This is a genomic window from Psychrobacter sp. TS_SC_6, from assembly GCF_056156305.1.
In genome coordinates, this window is the sequence record NZ_CM149590.1 from 1,683,565 (window position 1) to 1,703,675 (window position 20,111).

General features: G+C 42.9%; 17 protein-coding genes. 10 read left to right on the forward strand and 7 right to left on the reverse strand.

All coding sequences use genetic code 11. The features are described from left to right. The first annotated feature begins 202 nt into the window (after positions 1-202). The 3 genes from AC0J5Y_RS07070 to AC0J5Y_RS07080 all read left to right on the forward strand — a co-directional run bounded on the left by AC0J5Y_RS07070 (position 203) and on the right by AC0J5Y_RS07080 (position 6,821). Positions 203-1,996 carry an acyl-CoA dehydrogenase C-terminal domain-containing protein gene (locus tag AC0J5Y_RS07070; protein WP_475130044.1) on the forward strand — a complete coding sequence of 598 codons (1,794 nt, stop codon included), beginning with the start codon at positions 203-205 and terminating at the stop codon, positions 1,994-1,996. Positions 1,997-2,289: 293 nt separating this feature from the next. Further along, complete coding sequence (locus AC0J5Y_RS07075; RefSeq protein WP_475130045.1) at positions 2,290-4,074, forward strand: acyl-CoA dehydrogenase C-terminal domain-containing protein; 1,785 nt, start codon at positions 2,290-2,292, stop codon at positions 4,072-4,074. A 266-nt stretch (positions 4,075-4,340) separates the two neighbouring features. After that, a complete protein-coding gene (locus tag AC0J5Y_RS07080; RefSeq protein WP_475130046.1) occupies positions 4,341-6,821 on the forward strand; it encodes a site-specific recombinase in 2,481 nt (826 codons plus the stop codon). Positions 6,822-6,866: 45 nt separating this feature from the next. Here the strand turns inward: AC0J5Y_RS07080 and AC0J5Y_RS07085 are convergent, their stop codons facing one another. From AC0J5Y_RS07085 to AC0J5Y_RS07095, 3 genes are all read right to left on the reverse strand, one after another. Then, on the reverse strand, positions 6,867-7,709 hold the full coding sequence (locus tag AC0J5Y_RS07085; protein ID WP_475130047.1) for a symmetrical bis(5'-nucleosyl)-tetraphosphatase: 843 nt from the start codon (positions 7,707-7,709) through the stop codon (positions 6,867-6,869). A gap of 80 nt (positions 7,710-7,789) precedes the next feature. Beyond that, on the reverse strand, positions 7,790-8,653 hold the full coding sequence (gene rsmA, locus AC0J5Y_RS07090) for a 16S rRNA (adenine(1518)-N(6)/adenine(1519)-N(6))-dimethyltransferase RsmA (RefSeq protein WP_475130048.1): 864 nt from the start codon (positions 8,651-8,653) through the stop codon (positions 7,790-7,792). A 418-nt stretch (positions 8,654-9,071) separates the two neighbouring features. Next, positions 9,072-9,452: a hypothetical protein gene (locus AC0J5Y_RS07095; protein WP_475130049.1), complete on the reverse strand. Its 381-nt coding sequence runs from the start codon at positions 9,450-9,452 to the stop codon at positions 9,072-9,074. A 173-nt stretch (positions 9,453-9,625) separates the two neighbouring features. Here AC0J5Y_RS07095 and AC0J5Y_RS07100 point away from each other — a divergent pair, with 173 nt between their 5' ends. Next, positions 9,626-9,928: a type II toxin-antitoxin system RelE/ParE family toxin gene (locus AC0J5Y_RS07100; protein ID WP_475130050.1), complete on the forward strand. Its 303-nt coding sequence runs from the start codon at positions 9,626-9,628 to the stop codon at positions 9,926-9,928. Beyond that, positions 9,929-10,210, forward strand: coding sequence for an addiction module antidote protein (locus tag AC0J5Y_RS07105; protein WP_475130052.1), 282 nt, complete (start codon positions 9,929-9,931; stop codon positions 10,208-10,210). A 235-nt stretch (positions 10,211-10,445) separates the two neighbouring features. Here the strand turns inward: AC0J5Y_RS07105 and AC0J5Y_RS07110 are convergent. After that, positions 10,446-11,611 (reverse strand): IS3 family transposase gene (locus AC0J5Y_RS07110; protein WP_475130053.1). Its coding sequence is split into 2 segments (ribosomal slippage): positions 10,446-11,356 and positions 11,356-11,611, totalling 1,167 coding nucleotides; the frame shifts between segments, so codons are not numbered across the junction. Positions 11,612-11,774: 163 nt separating this feature from the next. Continuing rightward, entirely contained in the window at positions 11,775-12,884 is a 1,110-nt protein-coding gene (pdxA, locus tag AC0J5Y_RS07115) for a 4-hydroxythreonine-4-phosphate dehydrogenase PdxA (RefSeq protein WP_475130054.1), read from the reverse strand. Positions 12,885-13,207: 323 nt separating this feature from the next. On the opposite strand from pdxA, the gene dnaB reads away from it, so the two are divergent. From dnaB to AC0J5Y_RS07140, 5 genes are all read left to right on the forward strand, one after another. Beyond that, entirely contained in the window at positions 13,208-14,611 is a 1,404-nt protein-coding gene (gene dnaB / locus AC0J5Y_RS07120; RefSeq protein ID WP_475130055.1) for a replicative DNA helicase, read from the forward strand. Positions 14,612-14,737: 126 nt separating this feature from the next. Further along, positions 14,738-15,838, forward strand: coding sequence for an alanine racemase (alr, locus tag AC0J5Y_RS07125; protein ID WP_475130057.1), 1,101 nt, complete (start codon positions 14,738-14,740; stop codon positions 15,836-15,838). A 200-nt stretch (positions 15,839-16,038) separates the two neighbouring features. Further along, positions 16,039-16,956 carry an ornithine carbamoyltransferase gene (gene argF, locus AC0J5Y_RS07130; protein WP_475130058.1) on the forward strand — a complete coding sequence of 306 codons (918 nt, stop codon included), beginning with the start codon at positions 16,039-16,041 and terminating at the stop codon, positions 16,954-16,956. Positions 16,957-17,030: 74 nt separating this feature from the next. Further along, positions 17,031-17,351 carry an IS630 transposase-related protein gene (locus tag AC0J5Y_RS07135; RefSeq protein ID WP_475130059.1) on the forward strand — a complete coding sequence of 107 codons (321 nt, stop codon included), beginning with the start codon at positions 17,031-17,033 and terminating at the stop codon, positions 17,349-17,351. After that, the gene (locus AC0J5Y_RS07140; RefSeq protein WP_475130061.1) at positions 17,332-17,868 is read left to right on the forward strand and encodes an IS630 family transposase; all 537 of its coding nucleotides are present in this window, start codon (positions 17,332-17,334) and stop codon (positions 17,866-17,868) included. The genes AC0J5Y_RS07135 and AC0J5Y_RS07140 overlap by 20 nt, the downstream gene beginning before the upstream one ends. 77 nt (positions 17,869-17,945) lie before the next feature. Here the strand turns inward: AC0J5Y_RS07140 and rpiA are convergent, their stop codons facing one another. Continuing rightward, positions 17,946-18,605 (reverse strand): ribose-5-phosphate isomerase RpiA, encoded by a 660-nt coding sequence (gene rpiA / locus AC0J5Y_RS07145; protein ID WP_475130062.1) that lies wholly within the window; start codon positions 18,603-18,605, stop codon positions 17,946-17,948. A gap of 133 nt (positions 18,606-18,738) precedes the next feature. Further along, positions 18,739-20,049, reverse strand: coding sequence for an arsenic transporter (locus AC0J5Y_RS07150; protein ID WP_475130064.1), 1,311 nt, complete (start codon positions 20,047-20,049; stop codon positions 18,739-18,741). Positions 20,050-20,111: the final 62 nt, after the last annotated feature.

Sequence of the window (20,111 nt, forward strand, 5' to 3'; positions counted from 1 at the left end):
TATTTTCCAGTGAAAGCCTATCTTTTACTAAGAATTTACAGATAAGGTCTTAATTCTTATCTCAATCTATTTCATATGATCGGTATCGTTGTTTGTTAATAATGCAGACACACTCCATGCCAGCAAGAGACTAGCAACTCAGACTTACAACAACAGTCGCCCCATCGCTGTCGGTCATACACCAAAAAAAGGACAGGAAGTTATGCAATACAAAGCACCCTTACGTGATATCCAATTCGTGATGCATGAGTTACTTGACAGCGAAAGCCATTATAAAACCTTACCAGCATTCCAAGAAGCTGACCGCGAGCTAATGGACAGTCTATTTGAGATGGCCGCAAGCTTTGCTGAAAATGAGCTATCACCACTGAATCAAAGTGGTGACGCTGAAGGCTGCCAATTTAACAATGGTCAAGTCACCACGCCAAAAGGCTTTAAAGAAGCATACAAAGCGTATTGTGAGCTTGGATTCCCAGCCTTATCTGCTGAAGAAGACTTTGGTGGTCAAAACATGCCGTTTTCATTATCGACTGTCATTAATGAAATGGTTGGTACAGCTAACTGGTCATTCTCTATGTACCCTGGTTTATCTCATGGTGCCATTCAAACCATCGAGCATCACGGTACGGACGAGCAAAAGCAAATCTACCTAGAAAAAATGGTCAGCGGCGAATGGTCAGGCACCATGTGCTTGACTGAAGCACATGCAGGTTCTGATTTGGGTATCATCCGTACCAAAGCTGAGCCTAAAGAAGATGGCAGTTATAGCATCACTGGTCAAAAAATCTTCATTTCAGCTGGTGAGCATGACTTAACGGACAACATCATTCATATCGTCTTGGCTCGTCTACCAGGCGCGCCTGCTGGTACAAAAGGCATCTCACTGTTTATCGTTCCTAAGGTAACGGTCAACGGAGACGGTAGCCTAGGTGAAAACAATAACGTCGTTTGTGGCTCTATTGAACATAAAATGGGCATCAAAGCTTCAGCCACCTGCGTGATGAACTTTGATGGCGCAACAGGTTATCTGATTGGCCCTGAAAACCGTGGTCTACAGTGCATGTTTACCTTTATGAACGTGGCACGTATTGGTACCGCAGTGCAAGGTTTAACAGCAGCAGAATATGCGTTCCAAGGCTCATTGACTTATGCCAAAGATCGCTTAGCAATGCGTTCATTATCTGGTGTCAAAGCCCCTGAAAAAGTCGCTGATCCTATCATTGTACATCCAGCGGTTCGTAACATGCTGTTGACTGAAAAAGCCTTTGCTGAAGGTGGCCGTGCTTTGGTCTATTACCTCTCACATTTTGCAGATACTGTCGCAAAAGGCGAAGGCGACGCGCTTAAATTTGCTGACCAAATGTTGTCACTATTGACGCCTATTGCTAAAGCGTTCTTGACAGAAACTGGTCTAGAAGCAGCCAACCATGGCGTACAGGTTTATGGTGGTCATGGCTTTATCAGCGAATGGGGTATGGAGCAAAACGTGCGTGATACGCGTATTGCTTGCTTATACGAAGGTACAACTGAAATTCAAGCGCTTGATCTGCTAGGTCGTAAAGTATTGGGTTCACAAGGCAAGCTGCTTGCGAACTTCGTAAAAATCATTCAGACATTCTGTGAAGAAAACCAAGATAATGATGAGATGGGTCAATTTATTCGCCCACTTGCCAAACATCTAAAAGAATGGGGCGATTTGACTGCACGTATCAGTATGCAAGCGACTGAAAACCCAGATGCAGTTGGCGGCGCTGCTGTTGATTATATGTATTTCAGCGGCTATGTGACGCTAGCCTACTTATGGGCACGCATGGCATTAGTGGCACAAACTGAACTTGCTAACGGTAGTAGCGAACAAGCATTCTACGACGCCAAAGTAAAAACTGCGCAGTTCTACTTTGCTAAGCTATTGCCACGTACCACCACTCACGTACAGCGTATTAGTACTGGTGTTGAGCCGTATATGAGCATGGATGTTGATCAATTTGCGTTTTAATTAACACCAAAAAATTTTGATCGAGCATTTTTTTTGTAGCGCTAAATAATGTATTTTTTATCGGCAACATACTCAGGTGTGTTGCCGATTTTATTTACTACCATTTAAAATCTGCCATAGTCATTTTTTAAATAAAATGATCCACACTTTTGGTGTACGCATAATTCACGAACAAATACACCCGTGCGCAAGCTAATTTGCTAAACTTTAATAATGAATATTAAGCCCAACTCAAAAGATCTCTTATAAATTTGTTCAACTCACTTTTATTTATTTGAACCAAAGGAATGTTTATGGCTGTTTATAATGCCCCTCTTAATGACATGCGCTTTATCTTAAATGATGTGTTTAACGCGCCTAAATTTTGGCAAAATAACGAGAATCTCGCTCATGTCGATATGGAAACGGTCGATATGATTTTGGAAGAAATGGCAAAACTGACAAAAAACGTTTTGTTACCTATCAACCGCAGCGGCGATGAAGAAGGCGCAACCTTTGAAGGTAATGGCGTCGTCACGACTCCTACTGGATTTAAAGAAGCGTATAAACAGTATGCTGAATCAGGCTGGGTTGGCTTAAGTGGTAATGCTGAATACGGTGGTCAAGGTTTCCCAAAAATGGTGACCATGCTGACTGAAGAGATGGTATTCACTGCCAACCAATCCTTTGCCCTCTACCCTAACCTAACTGTTGGCGCGACACTGTGCCTAAACGCAGCGGCTTCTGAAGAACAAAAGCAAACTTACTTAGAGAAAATGTACAACGGCGAATGGTCGGGTACCATGTGCTTGACAGAGCCACATGCTGGTACTGACTTAGGTATCATCAAAACCAAAGCTATTCCTAATGATGATGGCAGCTATGATATCTCTGGTACCAAAATCTTTATCACTGGTGGTGAGCATGACCTAACTGACAATATCATTCATCTGGTACTGGCAAAAACACCGAATGCACCAGAAGGCTCAAAAGGTATTTCGCTATTTGTCGTACCAAAATTTTTGGTCAACGCCGATGGTAGCTTAGGCGAGCGTAACACCTTAGCAGTCGGCTCTATCGAGCATAAAATGGGCATCAAAGCCTCAGCCACTTGTGTGATGAACTTTGACAACGCCAAAGGCTGGATGGTTGGTGCCGAAAATACAGGTTTGTCATCAATGTTCATTATGATGAACTATGAGCGTGTCACCATGGGTCTGCAAGGCCTTGGTGGTTCTGAGCTTGCTTATCAAAACGCAGCGCTATACGCCAATGACCGCGGTCAAGGTCGTAGTGATACTCAGCTACAAAGCCCAGAAAAACCAGCAGATGCCATCATTCATCATGCTGATGTACGCCGTATGCTGTTGAATGCCAAAGCCAATACTGAGGCGTCACGTTGCTTTGCGATGTACGTTGCCAAAAATCTTGATGAAGAGAAGTTTAGTACTGATCCAGAGGCCGTTCAAGCAGCTGCCGCGCGTGTTGCATTATTGACGCCCGTGGCTAAAGCATTCTTGACGGATAAAGCGTTAGAAGCTACTATTGATTGCCAGCAAGTATTTGGCGGTCATGGTTATATCCGCGAATGGGGTATGGAGCAAATCGTTCGTGATACGCGTATTGCCCAGATTTATGAAGGCACCAATGGTATTCAAGCGCTTGATTTACTAGGTCGTAAAGTGGCGAAAAATAACGGCAAATACGTTACCCATTTCTTAGGTGAGATTCGTGATTTTGTCAATAATATGCAAGCAGATCACGGTATCAAGCAAGCGACGCTAGATGCTGCTGATACAATTGAAGCACTAACCAAAACGGTGCTAAATAATATTGGTGAGCGTAAGAATGAAATTAACGGCTGTGCGGTTGATTATATGCATGCCTTTGGTTACCTAGCCTACTCGTATATGTTTGCGTTGATGGTTGAAGCCGCGAATGGTAAAGAAGGTGATTTTTACACCAATAAAGCCAAGCTTGCTGATTATTTTGTTGGTCGTATCTTGCCACGTATCGATGCCCATGCTCAGATGGTTCAAGCTGGTAGTGATCCGATGATGAACTTTGATCTTGACTACTTTGATGTGCCTGCTAGTTAAGCCGTCACTACGATAATACTACAGCTACTTTAATAAAAAGGACAGATAACCTAACTGTCCTTTTTTTGCGAAAATAACTGCTAACAAAATAATTAACTATCGACGCATAGTTACGACTAAAATAGCACGAGATAGAGTACCCTCTAATCAAGTTAAAACATTATATATTATCAAGTCTTTAACAATGTTAATCATTGCAGCCAATTGCAACATAGCTATTACTGGATAATAAAAACGCTTGAAATAACCATAATAAAGGATGCGATGTGTCAGAATTAAAACGCATTTTACAGCAGATTACTGCTCTGAGTGATGTGCCCGACGCTGCGGTACTTAAACGCTTGATAGATGAGCTACGAGCAGGCGAAAAAGAGCCTGAATTAGCCAACGAAAAAATTCAAGCACTGATTAATATTCTTGGTCAGCATCCAGAATACGGAGATGGGCTATCTAGCTTTGTCTTAAGACTGATTATTCAATATCGTCAAATCTCTCTTTATACCGATACTGGTATCATGTCAGATCAGGGGTTTTTCAACAGTTTACGCCGTTTGGTCGGTCATCGGTTTTTACCGCTGTTGCCTCAAGAAGATTCAGTCGTTGAGCTGGTCGGTTATTTGTTTAGTAAACGCTCTGATGAACGCTGGCTTGCCAATATCGAAAAAGAAAAATGGGACGAGCTGGTTGCGCTACTTAAAGTACAAGAGAAACACTTAGACTTAGTCGCTACTGCAAAAAACAGCATTTTGAACGCGATTATCATCTTATCTTATCGCATTAGCGGTATTGGTCTGCATCCCGATTTGATGGAATCTTACCCGCAAATGCTGAATTATTCAGCGTCGTTTGTGGCACAAAATCAAGAAGCAGTCTTGTATGTTAATCAGTACCGAGAAGCACATGAGCTCGACACCTTAACTGATATCATTCCTGAAAAAGCTGTGGATCCAGCACCTCTATTGGTCATGATTGAGCAATGCGAGGATATCGTTGCCACTGTACGCAAACGTATTTATAAAACAGGTATCTCAATTCGCTTGACCAATATGTTGCTGCGTTTGGATCAAAGCTTACAACGCCTACGTATTTTAACGGAGCTGGTGACAGATGATGCTCGAAAACGTGATCATGCAATTATTGAGCTGATACAAACGCTGATTACCACTGCCAATCGTCTCTATAGCATCGGCTATCTGATCGATAATAATACCAAACTGCTCTCGCGAAAAGTCACTGAAAACGCCAGCCGCGTTGGCGAACATTATATTAGTACCGATAAATCCGGTTATCAGAAGATGTTTAAAAAAGCCTCTATCGGAGGCTTTATCATTGCTTTTATGGCGACGACTAAAATATTGGCATACCACTTAGCTCTTGCACCAATGGGTCGAGCCTTTGTCAATAGTATGATTTATGGTTTGGGCTTTGTTTTCATCCACATCGTCCATGGTACAGTCGCTACCAAACAGCCTGCCATGACAGCGGCAGCTATCGCCTCAACCATATCCGAAAGCTCGGGTAAAAAGTCCCATCAGTTAAATAAGCTATCTGAATTGGTGGTCGATATTTTACGCACCCAGTTCATTGCCATTATGGGTAATGTTATGATGGCGATACCAGTCGCCTTGATTATCTCTTTTGCTTGGTTGCAATATACTGGCGCGCCGATGATTGATACCGATAAGGCCGCTCACCTACTTCATGATCTCGACCCTTTTCGTTCACTAGCTTTGCCACATGCTGCCATTGCTGGGGTATATTTATTCTTATCGGGTCTGATTGCTGGCTATTATGATAATTTGGCGGTCTACAACCAGATAGGCGCCCGTATCCAGCGGCATAAGTTATTGCAATATTTACTACCCAAAGCATGGCTACAACGTTTAGGCGGCTTTATAGAAGCCAATCTGGGTGCCATCATGGGCAACTTTATCTTTGGGGTTTTCCTAGGAAGTACTGCAACGATTGGTTTCTTATTTGGCTTACCAATTGATATTCGTCATATTGCCTTTGCTTCAGCGAATTTGGCTCATGGCTTATTTAATATATCGTCCAATCAGCTAGAGTGGCAAGTGGTGCTGCTTTCTGTCTTTGGCGTCTTACTTATCGGTATGGTCAACTTGATCGTCAGTTTCTCACTGGCACTTTTTGTCGCTTTACGCTCAAAAGAGGTGAAATTCGTTGATTGGAGTCGCTTAACTAAGCAACTCTTCAGCCACTTAATGACGCATCCTTCTGACTTTTTCTGGCCACGCGACAAACCGATGAAGTATGCCCGTATTGATAGCCAAGGTCAGATGATTTTCGATGATACTGCACCACAAAACAGCAATCAGCCACTTCCTAAAAACTATGTGGTAAGGCGCTTATCCGATGTCAAAGTGCTACCAAAAGCCTTGCAGAAGAAGACGGAAGGACAGCAGACGGTCACTGATATACATTATGCCAATCCACCAGCAGAGCATGAGCTGAGTCCTGAACTAAACAACCGCGAAGCTCATATTAGTGTCAATAAATCAGCTATGAATACAACCATTGAGCTTGATGATGGTCTGACAGAGGAAGCACTTAGCAGCGTCTCTTATAGTCAGGATATTCAATATGATAAGACACATGCTGCGTTTGATGAGAACAATCAGACGGTATCTGATGCGATTAGTCAAGACAGCACTGCTGATAGCAAAATTGCAGGCGACGCCAAAACGCCACTACCTAAACCAAAAAAGCCACCAAATCTACCCAGTTAATGGGTTAATTTGATGGCTTGATTGATTTTTGGAATCGCTAAAAAATTAAGAAGATATCGGCAAGCACTGCGCACTTGACGTGATGGTCTTGCCATCACTTAAGCGATAAGCCAGCAAATGATTGCCCCAAACACAACCACCATCTAGTGCACGAGCATAAGGCAGATCAATCTCACCTTTGAGCGCGGCCCAATGACCGAATAAAACCTTACGCGTGCGCGGCACTTGCCATTCAAACCAAGGCAAAAAATCCTCTGGCATGCGCTCATCTAGCCCTGAGGTAAAGCTAAATTCAAGCAGCCCATCCTGCTGACATAAGCGCATGCGAGTAAAATAATTGGCAATCGCTCGCATTTTTGTAAATCCATGAATGTCTGCATGCCAATTATCTGCCGTCTTGCTATAAAGATTTGGCAACAATCTATCGAGCTGTTTTACATGACTGCGCAACTGCGACTCTAACTGATGGGCATACTTTTCAGCGTCTTCAATACTCCAATGCGGCGGAATACCGGCATGCACCAGCACCGTATGCTTATCAGGATACACCAATAATGGCTGATGACGTAGCCACTCTAGCAACTCATCACAATCATCGGCTGCAAAAATCGGTGCCGTTTTGTCTTTTTTCTTAATTTTCGTCGCCCCACGCCAAACGGCTAGCAAATTGATATCATGATTGCCAAGTACGGTCGCGGCTGCCCCTTGCTCACACAAAGCTTTGACATGACGCAAGGTATTTAAAGAGTCCTCGCCGCGTGCCACTAGATCGCCTGCAAACCATAATTTATCTTGCTCAGGATCAAAATCCAACGTTTCAAGTAGCTGAAGATACGCAGCATAGCAGCCTTGCAAATCACCGATGACATACTGATGACGATAACTCATAAGCTCTCAATCTTTCTTGTGGATATTCTGAATACTACTTAGCAATCAATGATATCTGCGGTATGAATAGCACTGATAAATCAACCTTCTACTTTACGTGCTTGATTGCTCAAATTGACAAAATCTTTCACGCTTAAGGTTTCAGGACGGGCTTGTGGATCAATGGCGCAAGCTGCAAAATCGTCTTCGCTCAACGTCGGCAATAACGTTGATTTTTTGAATATAGCGCGCAACGTTTTACGGCGATGATTAAAGGTTTCGCGCACTACCAATGCAAAATACTCTTCATCTTCTGCCACGACTGGCTTAATAATATGCGGCGTCAGACGAAATACGGCACTGGTCACTTTTGGCGGCGGATTAAAAGCACCACGTGGTACGGTGAGCAAATAATCCGTATGGCAGTGATACTGCATAATGACCGATAGGCGACCATAGGTTTTGCTATCGACGTCAGCGGTGATACGTTCAACCACTTCTTTTTGCAGCATAAAGTGCATGTCTTGAATCACATCGGCATAGCTGAGTAAGTGAAAAAGTATGGGCGTTGAGATGTTATATGGTAGATTACCCACCACGCGTAATTTGCCGCGCTCATCGCTATAAAGCTCCCGATAATCCACATGCATGGCATTGTTTTTGATAATCTCAAAATTTGGATGACTATTAGCCCCAATACGGATACGCAAGCTATCTGCCAAATCACGATCTAGCTCGACCACAGTCATCGCATCTACTTCTGCCAATAACGGCTCAGTCAGTGCGCCCATCCCTGGCCCAATCTCAATCAAATTATCATCACGCTCTAAGCGAATGCTCTCAACAATCTCACGGATAACACTACGGTCATGTAAGAAGTTTTGACCAAAGCGTTTACGCGGTTGGTGTTTGGCAGCACGTAGGCTGTTGGTAATAGATTGAGCATCAAATGTAGTTTTTGACATAGAATAGTCTTAATGAGTAAGAGGTAAAAGTGAGCAATGACGATAAAATGAGTGTTTTATTGGGATGAATTATATCACAGCTTATTATTTGACTGTGTTTTTGAGATATTTTATCGATTAACCACTCATACCTTAGCGCAATCGACACAGTAGCTTTTTGTTCTAAACCATTTGATATAATACGGTTCCCTAGTGAGGACTTGAAACTTTTGCTGAGGGCTACTGGTATCAGTGTTTTAACTCACTGAAATAGTCACGGTGTACTCACCATACATATTTTATTTGTGATCGTTGCGCTATACAGGCATCGAACTAGAGTTAGATAGCTATAGCTACGTTAGTTTTTAGCAAGTAGCTTAAATGAAGTTTTCAGCCCACAGGTTAATGATAATAGGTACTTGGCACAAACCAAAATTCTTTATTTTTCAAGCAAACTATGCATTTTTTCTTGAGATATTAGACCCTTTATACACATATCCGCAAGAAGATCTGTTCTATCATCCTCTCCTTGCTTAATTTGAAATATCAAACAATCAAAATATTTAGATTTAATAATAGTTAATAATTTTCTTTCAAGAATTAATGAAAGCTCTTCGGACACTTTGAAGTCACTACAAAGCACATAAACCACAAAATCTATAACAAACATTTCCACGTCTGAAAATCCAACTTCAAAACCGTAAGTAACGTAGTCTAGCGCCTTATCATAAGTTAGATCTGTTTCTGGCTTAGAAACTAAGTTTGAGTAAAAACTATCAAGTACACTATGTCTAATATCTGTATAACTTACTGACTGCATAAATCTATCTCCTTGAATTTTAAAGTATAGTTTATACTTTAGTATTAGAGTCACACTTCAGAAAATAGGAGCCTTTTTGACTCCTTAATCAGCCCTTTTTATGTCAGACCTCAAGACAGACTGAGATAGATATAAATCTTGTTTATCTGTATCTTGTAGGATACAATGATTCCATGTACTCAATATATACCACCGAAATTTTTGATAAATGGTTTAGTAAACTAAAAGACCAACAGGCAAAAAAACGTATACAAGTCCGAATTGATCGGGTCGAAGATGGGAACTTTGGAGATTCTGAGCCTATCGGTGAAGGTGTTTCTGAACTACGTTTCTTCTTTGGTTCCGGCTATCGAGTCTATTACTGTAAGCAAGGGCAAAGAGTGGTTATTCTATTAGCGGGTGGAGATAAATCTACCCAAAGTAAAGATATAAAACTTGCCCTTCAATTGGCAAAAGAGTTAGAGGAGGAGTTATAAATGACTATCAAAATTCGAAAATGGGATAGTGCTGAGCATCTTAAAACTGAGGAAGATATGCAAGCTTATCTACAAGCCTGTATTGAAGAATCTAACAATGATGCAGCATTCATAGCAAAAGCTCTAGGAAATATCGCTAGAGCCAAGGGAATGGCACAATTATCAAAAGATACAGGCTTAGGTCGAGAGAGCTTGTATAAAGCGCTCTCTGGTGAGGTCAGTCCAAGTTTTGATACGGTTATTAAGGTCGTTAAAGCTTTAAATTTACGTCTGGCAATTTAAGGGATAGTGGAGCCTATCCCAAACTGACTTATGTTTTTAGTCCTATAGTTAGCAGTTCGATGCCTGTATAGGGAACCAAACCAGTGAGAGTGCCTGATTAGTCCCCCATAGGCATACCCCAAGGGAACCAGTTATCTTACTCTCTAAACCTATTAACAGACCACTTATAACAGACCGCTATAATGGAACTGACCCCTGCTGTCAATCCCGTAGAACTAAACTTGGGAGATTTTAGTTACGCAGCCTGAGTGTAAAAGTCAAACCAGACCTGTCTTGGCGATTTATAGCCCAAGCCCTTTTGAATCCTCGTCTGATTGTAATACAGCTCAATATATCTAATGATATCGTTGATGGCTGCAAACCTTGTTTTATAGTCCTTATGATATACCAGCTCATTCTTTAATATGCCCCAGAAGCTTTCTATTGGCGCATTGTCATAACAATTGCCTTTGCCACTCATAGAGCCTGTAAAGTGATGCTGCTTGATAATCTTGTGGTACGCATGGCTACAATACTGGCTGCCTCTGTCTGAATGAACGATTAGCCCTTTGCTTGGACGTTTATTCTTGATTGCCATATTGAGTGCACGGCATACTAGATCAGCGGTCATACGTTTGTTAATGGCATAGCCGACCAGCTCTTTGGTGTATAAGTCTTTGACTCCCGCTAAATACAACCAGCCCTCGTTTGTCCAGATATAGGTAATATCACTGACCCACGCTTGGTTAGGGCGACTGGCATCAAATTGCTGATCCAGCACGTTCGGATAGACCAGTTTGTTGTGATTGGAGTCGGTGGTGACTTTAAAGCGCTTATGGCGACGGCATTTGATGCTATGTTCTTCTTTGATGCTTCTGACCATATACTGGCTAATATAATGCCCTTGCTCACTTAGATGAGCATGCAGTCGATCTACGCCATAACGTTCTTTCGTTTCACTGTGAGCGGCTCTAACCAATAGCTCAGACTGGTTGCGATGTATCTGTTGGTCGCTGATATCGCGGCTTAGCCAATCGTAGTAGCTTGAGGGCTTTACCCTTAGCACGCGGCACATAGTGGTGATGCTAAAGAAGTGCTGGTTATCTTTGATGAAGGCGTACCTGACTAACTGTTTTTCGCGAAGTACGCCGTCGCCTTTTTTAAGATCTCTCGTTCCTCTTCAGCCACTTTAAGTTGTCGCTTCAGTCGCTTGTTTTCTTCCATCACGGCCATAAGCTGTGGATCGTACTGCTCAGTGCCGATAAGCTTGCCTTGATTGGCTTTGTTATGCCAGTTCGATAGCGTTTGCATGGCGATACCAAGCTGCTTTGCGGTCGCTGAAATATTGCCATCGTTATCCGCTATCTTCTTGACGGCTTCGGCTTTGAATTCTGGGCTATAAGTTCTGATTTTCTTGATCATGGTAAACTCCTGTTGTTGTGCTTAGTTTACCAAGTTTAGGTGTACGGTTTCTTCAGCATAGCTCAAACCACTTATATTAGGGAGTGTTTGATGATTCATAAATAGGCATGGTTGATGTAAAAGTTGCCCAATATTGCGTGATAAACCTCGCTAAGGCATCGACTTATGCAAGAGGTCTATTTATGAGCGATTTATCCGCCATCTCATTTGCCATGAGGAGTGCCTGATATAGACTTGTGGCACTGGCACCGCCTCGTCCCGCTAAATCAAGCGCGGTACCGTGATCGACAGAAGTACGAATATAGGGCAGCCCCAACGTTAAATTAACGGTATCACCAAAGCCGTGCGATTTTAATACTGGCAGGCCTTGGTCATGATACATAGCAATAACTGCATCACAATTCGCCAAATGTCTGGACGTAAACAAAGTATCAGCAGGCATCGCCTCCGATATATTCACCCCCGCATCGATAAACTCTCGCAACACCGGATTGATAATCTCAATCTCTTCAACGCCCAAATGCCCGCCCTCGCCCGCATGCGGATTTAGACCGCAAACTAAGATACGCGGCTGCGTCAAGCCAAATTTCTCACACATATCATCGATAACAATTTGCACTGTTTGGCGTACATTATCGGCAGTGATGGCTGTAGGGATATCTTTTAATGCCAAGTGTGTTGTAACAAGCGCCACCTTCATGGCTTCATTAGCAAGCATCATGACGACTTTATCACAGCCACTTTGCTGCATAAAAAACTCCGTATGCCCACTAAACATCGTGCCATCTAACAGTTTAATACCAGCCTCTATCAATGCTGATTTTTGTAGTGGTCCGGTGACGATAGCGGCGACTGTTTTATTGGCTGCCAATTTATGCGCTATTTCCAACTGCTTTACCACCATTGCGGAGTTATTGATATCAATTTTCCCAAAAGTGACGGGTGCAGCACAGGGAATATTTAATAATATAAAAGCATTATCATTATTAACAGCGCCACTGTTAACACTCTGCTGAGACATTTGATTTAAAAAATCATCGTCTTCTACAATTGCTTCATTAGTATTAATTGTTTTCCAAGGTGGGCAGCTTTTTAGTATGCCCGCAGCAATGAGCTCATCGGCACGTTTTTGCATTGCATTGCCATCTGCCGTGACCCAAACTTGACGATTAAAACCCTGTAACTGACCCTCAGCCGCTAGCAGCAATACGATATCCATACCAATACCCGCAGGTTCACCAGTCGTGATTAATAATGGCAATTTTTCTTGCATAGCACTAACACCCTATTCTTATATTAAGAAGCTGATTCTATTGTATTTTTTATGGTAAATGAGCGTATTTGAAGCTGTGTTATATGCCATAAACTTCATTTCATAGAAGCAGGCATTTTTATAGATAATTACCTATGTGAGCTGAAAAAATCACATAATGTGTTAAACTTTCACTTTTGATTGTAGCATTTACTGGCAAGCGTGAGATGACATTTTGGTACTTCTCTCATCGAGGTGCATTGCACTTGCTTTGCTGTATCATGACTAAAATAAATATTTACAACAATACCCATCTATACCGACTTTTGAAATATTAGGCACTCATGGCAGATACTGAAAAAACCGACGACTTACTCAATCAAACACCGCCGCACAATATCGATATTGAAAAGGCGCTGCTGGCGTCTTTGATGAGTATCGAAGAGGCATACGATAAGATTGCAGATATCGTTACCAAAGACGATTTTTATGCTGGGCGACATCAGTATATTTTTGATGCTATTGCGCATTTAGCTGCAGTCAATGAGCCTTATGACACGGTTATGGTACACGATTGGTTAGAGGCGCAAAAGCTGCTAAAAAGTGCGGGCGGCGACAGTTATTTGGCGGATATCTTGAGCCAAAGCCCAGCAACTTTATTTAACCTGACCGCTTACGCTCAGCGTGTACGCGAGCTATCTACACTACGTCAGCTGATTACTACCGGCAATGATATGTTAACCCTAGCCTATAACCCCAAAGACCAAACCGTCAGCGATATTTTAGATAACGTAGAAGCGAAGATATTTAGCATCAATGAGCAGCATAATAAACGTGCAGAGCAGCGTGGACCTGTCGGTATTACTGCCGTATTGACCAATGTCATTGATAAAATCCAAGAGCTCAAATCAAATCCAGATGGCATGATCGGACTACAAACACCATTTGTTGAGCTCAATAATAAAACCCAAGGCTTGCAAGCAGGCGATTTAGTCATTGTGGCTGCGCGTCCATCGATGGGTAAAACCACCTTTGCGATGAACTTAGCAGAAGGGATTTTATTTAATGAAGATTTGCCTGTAGTGGTATTTTCGATGGAGATGCCCGCAGAATCTATCGTGATGCGTTTGCTATCATCTTGGGGCGCAATCAACCAGACACATCTGCGGTCAGGGCAAATGAATGAAGATGAATGGGCAAAAATGATGAACGCCATTCAGCATTTACAGTCAAAGCATCTATATATTGATGACAGTACTGCCCTGCCACCCTCTGAGCTGCGCTCACGCTGCCGCCGTATTGCCAAAAATCATGATGGCAAGCTTGGCGCTATCATTGTCGATTATCTACAATTAATGAAAGTACCCGGTCTAGATGGTAACCGTGTTGGGGAAATCTCTGAGATTTCTCGTAGTTTAAAAGCACTAGCACGTGAGCTTGAATGTCCAGTTATCGCCTTGTCGCAGCTTAACCGTAGTCTAGAAAATCGCCCTAACAAACGTCCTATCATGTCGGATCTGCGTGAATCTGGTGCGATTGAACAGGATGCCGATTTGATTATGTTCATCTATCGTGATGAGGTTTATAATGAAAACTCAGACCACAAAGGGGTGGCTGAAGTCATCATCGGTAAACAGCGTAATGGCCCTATCGGCACCATACGTTTGGGTTTTGAAGGACAATTTACCCGCTTTATCAATTTGACGCCAGAATACTATCAAAATGTCAGTTTCGAGAACGACGAATAATAAAACTGGCAGATAATTACTCATCAAAATTGCTCGTAAAAATGGCCAGTGACACATCAACTCAATTGATGAATTACTGGCTTTATAAATTTATCCCTTCATCACTTTGCTAAAAAGAAGACGATTATGCGCACAATCACTATTAATCCTGACGCTATTACTCATAATCTTAATCAAGTAAAAGCGTTAGCACCAAAATCTAACGTCCTTGCTATGGTAAAAGCCAATGCCTATGGACATGGCGTCGCCGCCGTCCTACCAGCGTTACAGCAAGCAGACGGTATCGGCGTCGCTACTTTAAGAGAAGCGTTAGAAGCACGGCAATTGGGCTGGGATAAAATCATTGGTCTTGTTGAAGGGGCCTTTACTGTTGATGAATGGCGACAAGCAATTGAGCATGATATCAGTTGCGTGATTCATCATGCGCCGCAATTGGAGTGGGCATTAGAGCAAATACCACCTGTTAATAGCGCCACTCGAGTGGTTTGGATAAAGTACAATACGGGTATGAATCGTTTAGGTTTTAATAACCAAACGCTTATTTCAGCCGCAAAATCTCTGCATGATGCTGGCTATCAGCTGATTTTGACCACCCATTTTGCCAATGCTGACAATCAAGATCACCCATTAAATGCCATACAAATCCAGCGTTTTAATGACATGCTAAGTACTTTACGACAAACAATCAGTACTAATATTAAAGGATCGTTGTGCAACTCTGCTGGTATCGTTAATTTCCCAGAGCATCATCATGATTGGGTACGTCCAGGCATTATGCTATATGGCAGTGCGCCTGTTATCGACCAAAGCGCATATACGCTAAATTTGCAGCCAGCCATGGAATTTAGCGCACAAATTATTGCCTTGCAGACCGTACAAGCTGGCGACGCCATCGGTTATGGCAGCCGTTGGATAGCTCAGCAAGACGTTAAAACGGCTCTTGTTAGTATTGGTTATGGTGATGGATATCCCCGCGTTGTCAATGAGGATGCTTATGTTTCAGTCATTGACGCCATAAATCAGCAACGCTACGCATGTGCAGTGATTGGGCGCGTCGCCATGGATATGATTGTCATCGATGTGAGCGCTGTACCAGAGAGCAGCGCTTTAAATAGCAAGGTCGTATTATGGGGTGATACACCGCACGTTGATGAAGTTGCCACCCATGCTGATACGATTGGCTATGAGCTACTATGTCGTCTAAGCGTACGCCCAAATCGTATATAGATATAATCATCAAATCATATAATATTTCATTGAATGCAGGTTTGCATGACTGATAAATCATGGCAAATTGGACATTTACATTGAGAGTAATTGCGCTATACTAAAAGTTTGTTGTCATTCCAGTATACGCATTGACGCGATATCATTGCCGGTTGATAACGTATCATTTCCATTGACTTTGTTCGACTGCTAGGATTGCTATGAGTTTGCGCCATTTTTTGACCCTATCTGATTTAACCAAACAAGAGCTAGAAAATCTCATCAAACGCGCCAGCGAATTGCGTCATATGCAACATGTAGGCGAGATATACCAGCCCTTTGTTGGTCGTACGCTCGGTATGATATTTGAGAAGTCATCCACCCGCACGCGTATCTCGTTTGAAACTGGCATGGGACAGTTTGGTGGTAGCGCTATCTTCTTATCGCCAAATGATACCCAACTTGGACGTGGTGAGCCAATTGAGGATTCAGCGCGCGTTATCTCTAGCATGGTCGATATCATTATGATTCGCACCTTTGGTCACGAAAAAGTCGAAACCTTTGCAAAATACTCAAGCGTACCAATCATTAATGCCTTAACGGATGAATTTCATCCCTGCCAGTTGTTGGCTGATATGCAAACTTACTACGAGCATCGCGGTAGTATCGAAAATAAAATCGTCACTTGGGTCGGTGATGGCAACAATATGTGTGCATCCTATATGCAAGCTGCCAATCAGTTTGACTTTGAGCTACGAGTAGCAGCGCCTTATGGCTTTGAGCCTGACCCTGAGCTGATGAAACGCTTCTCACATTGCGTGAGTATCGTTGAAAACGTACAAGAAGCTGCAAAAGACGCTCACTTAATTGTGACTGATGTGTGGGCAAGCATGGGACAAGAGTCTGAACAAAACACGCGTGCGCGTCGTTTTTCCTCTTATCAAGTGACACCATCACTGCTAGATAAAGCCGATTCTGAAGTGGTGTTTATGCACTGCTTACCTGCGCATCGTGGTGAAGAGATCTCTCATGATATGCTTGACGATCCACGTTCAGTGGTGTGGGACGAAGCAGAAAACCGCTTACATGCGCAAAAAGCCTTGATGGAGTTTTTGCTAAAAGACAAAATCAAAATATAGGTACCATTTTTCAAAAGCTGTTTATACAGTCATAGATATAGTAAAAGAAACATAAATCCGCTACAGTATATAATATGGCATACTCAAAAGACTACCGACAACTGATACTGTGCAAGCTTGAAGAAGGCTATAGCATTCGACAACTTGCAGAGGCGTATCAAATTAGCACCAACACCATCCAGCGTTGGAAAACATATCCTGAGCGTAAAAAACGTCAATTTACCCCAACTAAGATAAACGATGAGTTACTGAGAGCCGATGTAGCCGCTCATCCTGATGACTATCAGCACGAGCGAGCTCGGCGTTTTAACTGCACTCAAAGAGCGATAGGCATCGCCTTGAAGCGCATCAGCATCACTCAAAAAAAAGAGCTTAATGCATCCAAAAGCGGATGATGAAAAACGTCTTATATTTCTTGAACACTTAAGACAGTTTGAGCTTGAGGGCAGACCCGTCATCTACCTTGATGAAAGTGGCTTTAAGTCTCATGAGAACAGACCTCATGGTTACTCTGAGAGAGGTAAAAAATGCTTTGGACAATACAACTGGCAGCTTAAAAACCAAACCAATGCAATAGGTGCTATTTACAATAACCAGCTGTTCGCTGTTGGACTCTATGATCGCAGTGTCAATAGTGATGTATTCCATAGTTGGATTGAACAACTGCTGCTACCAAGCCTACCGAAAGACAGCGTGATCATTATGGATAACGCAACATTCCATAAGCGAAAAGACATAACTGAACTCATAGAAAGTGCTGGTCACGCTATTTTATGGTTACCACCTTATAGTCCTGACTTAAATCCTATCGAGCAGATGTGGGCTTGGGTCAAACAAAAACGTAAAGAGTGGCGGTTAGATTGTGTTGATACTTTGTTCTTCTATTTCTTATGGCTGTGTGGCGATTTATGAGTTCTTTGACTATATTAAAAAGGCAAAACACTATAAATGTGCTTTGCCTTTTTTTATATCCAAGCATTGGCCATCGATTAACGGAGCAATGTCTCTACCCCATTACTACTGGCTTTTAACAACACATCGGCTTGATTGGCAGCAAAGATACCATTACATACCACACCCACGATATTGTTGAGTGTTTTTTCAAGCGCTATTGGATCACTGACATCCAAATCATACGTATCCAAAATCACATTGCCATAATCGGTGACAAAGTCTTCACGGTAGACTGGCTCACCGCCCAATTGCGCCAATTGCCGCGCCACATAAGAACGTGCCTGTGGCAATACTTCTATCGGCACTGGAAACGCGCGCCCTAATATCTCAACACTTTTACTGGCATCTACCATGCACACAAATTTATTTGAGGCTGCTGCCACGATTTTCTCGCGAGTGAGTGCACCGCCGCCGCCTTTTATCAATTGTAGGTGCTCATTGACTTCATCAGCACCATCGATATAAACATCAAGCGTACCTGCAAAGTTTAAATCCACTATCTCAATACCCAGCGCCCGTAGTCTATCTTCTGTCACTTGTGAGCTTGCAACCGCGCCAGCAAGCTTGAGTGTCGGCAACAACTCAATCAAACAGTTGACCGTACTACCCGTTCCTACGCCAAGTATCATATCATCTTCGATATAGTTTAACGCAGCATTGGCGGCGGCTTGCTTTTGGGCTTGCTGATCACTCATCATAAATCCTTGGTAAAATAAATGTATCGCCTTAAAAAAAGTAAAAGGCTAAAATGCGCGGCTATTATAACCGATGACTTCATTGGATGTCAGCGTAATCCTTATTCTAATAGCCCTTCCTCTTATCAATTTGTTAAAAGCCAGATAGATACGGCAACCAAAATACCAAGGTAAGCAGTGTGGCGAGCAATACTGGTGGCGTAATGAGCAGACCAATTTTCATATACTGCCCCCAGCTGATTTTGTAGTCCTTTTCGGCCAATACATGTAACCATAGCAGGGTTGCAAGACTACCAATAGGCGTAAACTTTGGCCCCAAATCATTACCAATCACATTGGCATAGATCATCAGCTCTCGAGTCGCCTCAGGCACCTGTGCGCTATCGATAGCGAGTGCGCCTACTAGTGTCGACGGCATATTATTCATAATAGAAGCCACGATAGCAGACAAAAACCCTGTCCCTACAGTTGCAATAACAATGCCTTGCTGTCCCAGCCAGTTCAAGACTTGTGCGCCATAATCGGTCAAGCCAGCATTGCCCAAACCATACACGACTAAGTACATACCGATTGAAAACAGGACAATTTGCCAAGGTGCATTACGCACGACATCACGTACGGAAACAACCGCCCCGCGTCCACCTTGCCACCAGCGACCAGCGATTGCCATGAGTAGCAACGCCGCAGCGCCAGTGACCAAAGAAATAGGTATCCCTAACGACTCGGTAGAAAAATAAGCAATAAGCAATAAGCCCAATAATGGAAACGCCGCCTTAAAAACCAACGGATCTTCGATAGCCGATGCTGGCGCACTCAGATTATCCATTGAATAGTGCTTTGGAATGTGGCGGGCATATACCACCCATAACACTGCCAACGTCGCGATAACAGAGACGATATTAACGGGCACCATGACCGCTGCATAACGCCCAAAGCCAATATCAAAATAGTTGGCACTGACGATATTGACCAAATTCGACGTCACCAGCGGCAAGCTTGCCGTATCAGCAATGAATCCAGTGGCTATAATAAAAGCCAGCGCCGATGGTGGGGAGAATTTAAGGCGCAGTAAAATGGCAATGACAATGGGTGTTAGTAATAAAGCCGCGCCATCATTGGCAAAAAATGCCGAGATAAACGCCCCCAAAATCACAATCATAGGAAACAGTAAGCGCCCTTGCCCATTACCCAGCCTCGCCACATGCAGCGCTGACCACCCAAAAAACCCTGCTTTGTCTAAAATGAGTGAGATGATAATAAGTCCTACAAAGGTAAAGGTCGCGTCCCAAACAATATCCCAAACAACGCTCACATCAGCCCATTGCACCACACCAAAAGCCAAAGCGACCAATGCGCCGCCAAGCGCACTCCAGCCAATACCCAAACCTTTGGGCTGCCATATGACCAGAACCAACGTTATGATAAAAATAATAAATGCAAGCATTGAACACCTTTATTTAAGCAGACTCAATGTAGTTCAGGGCGTGCCCTCATTTTAAAAATAGT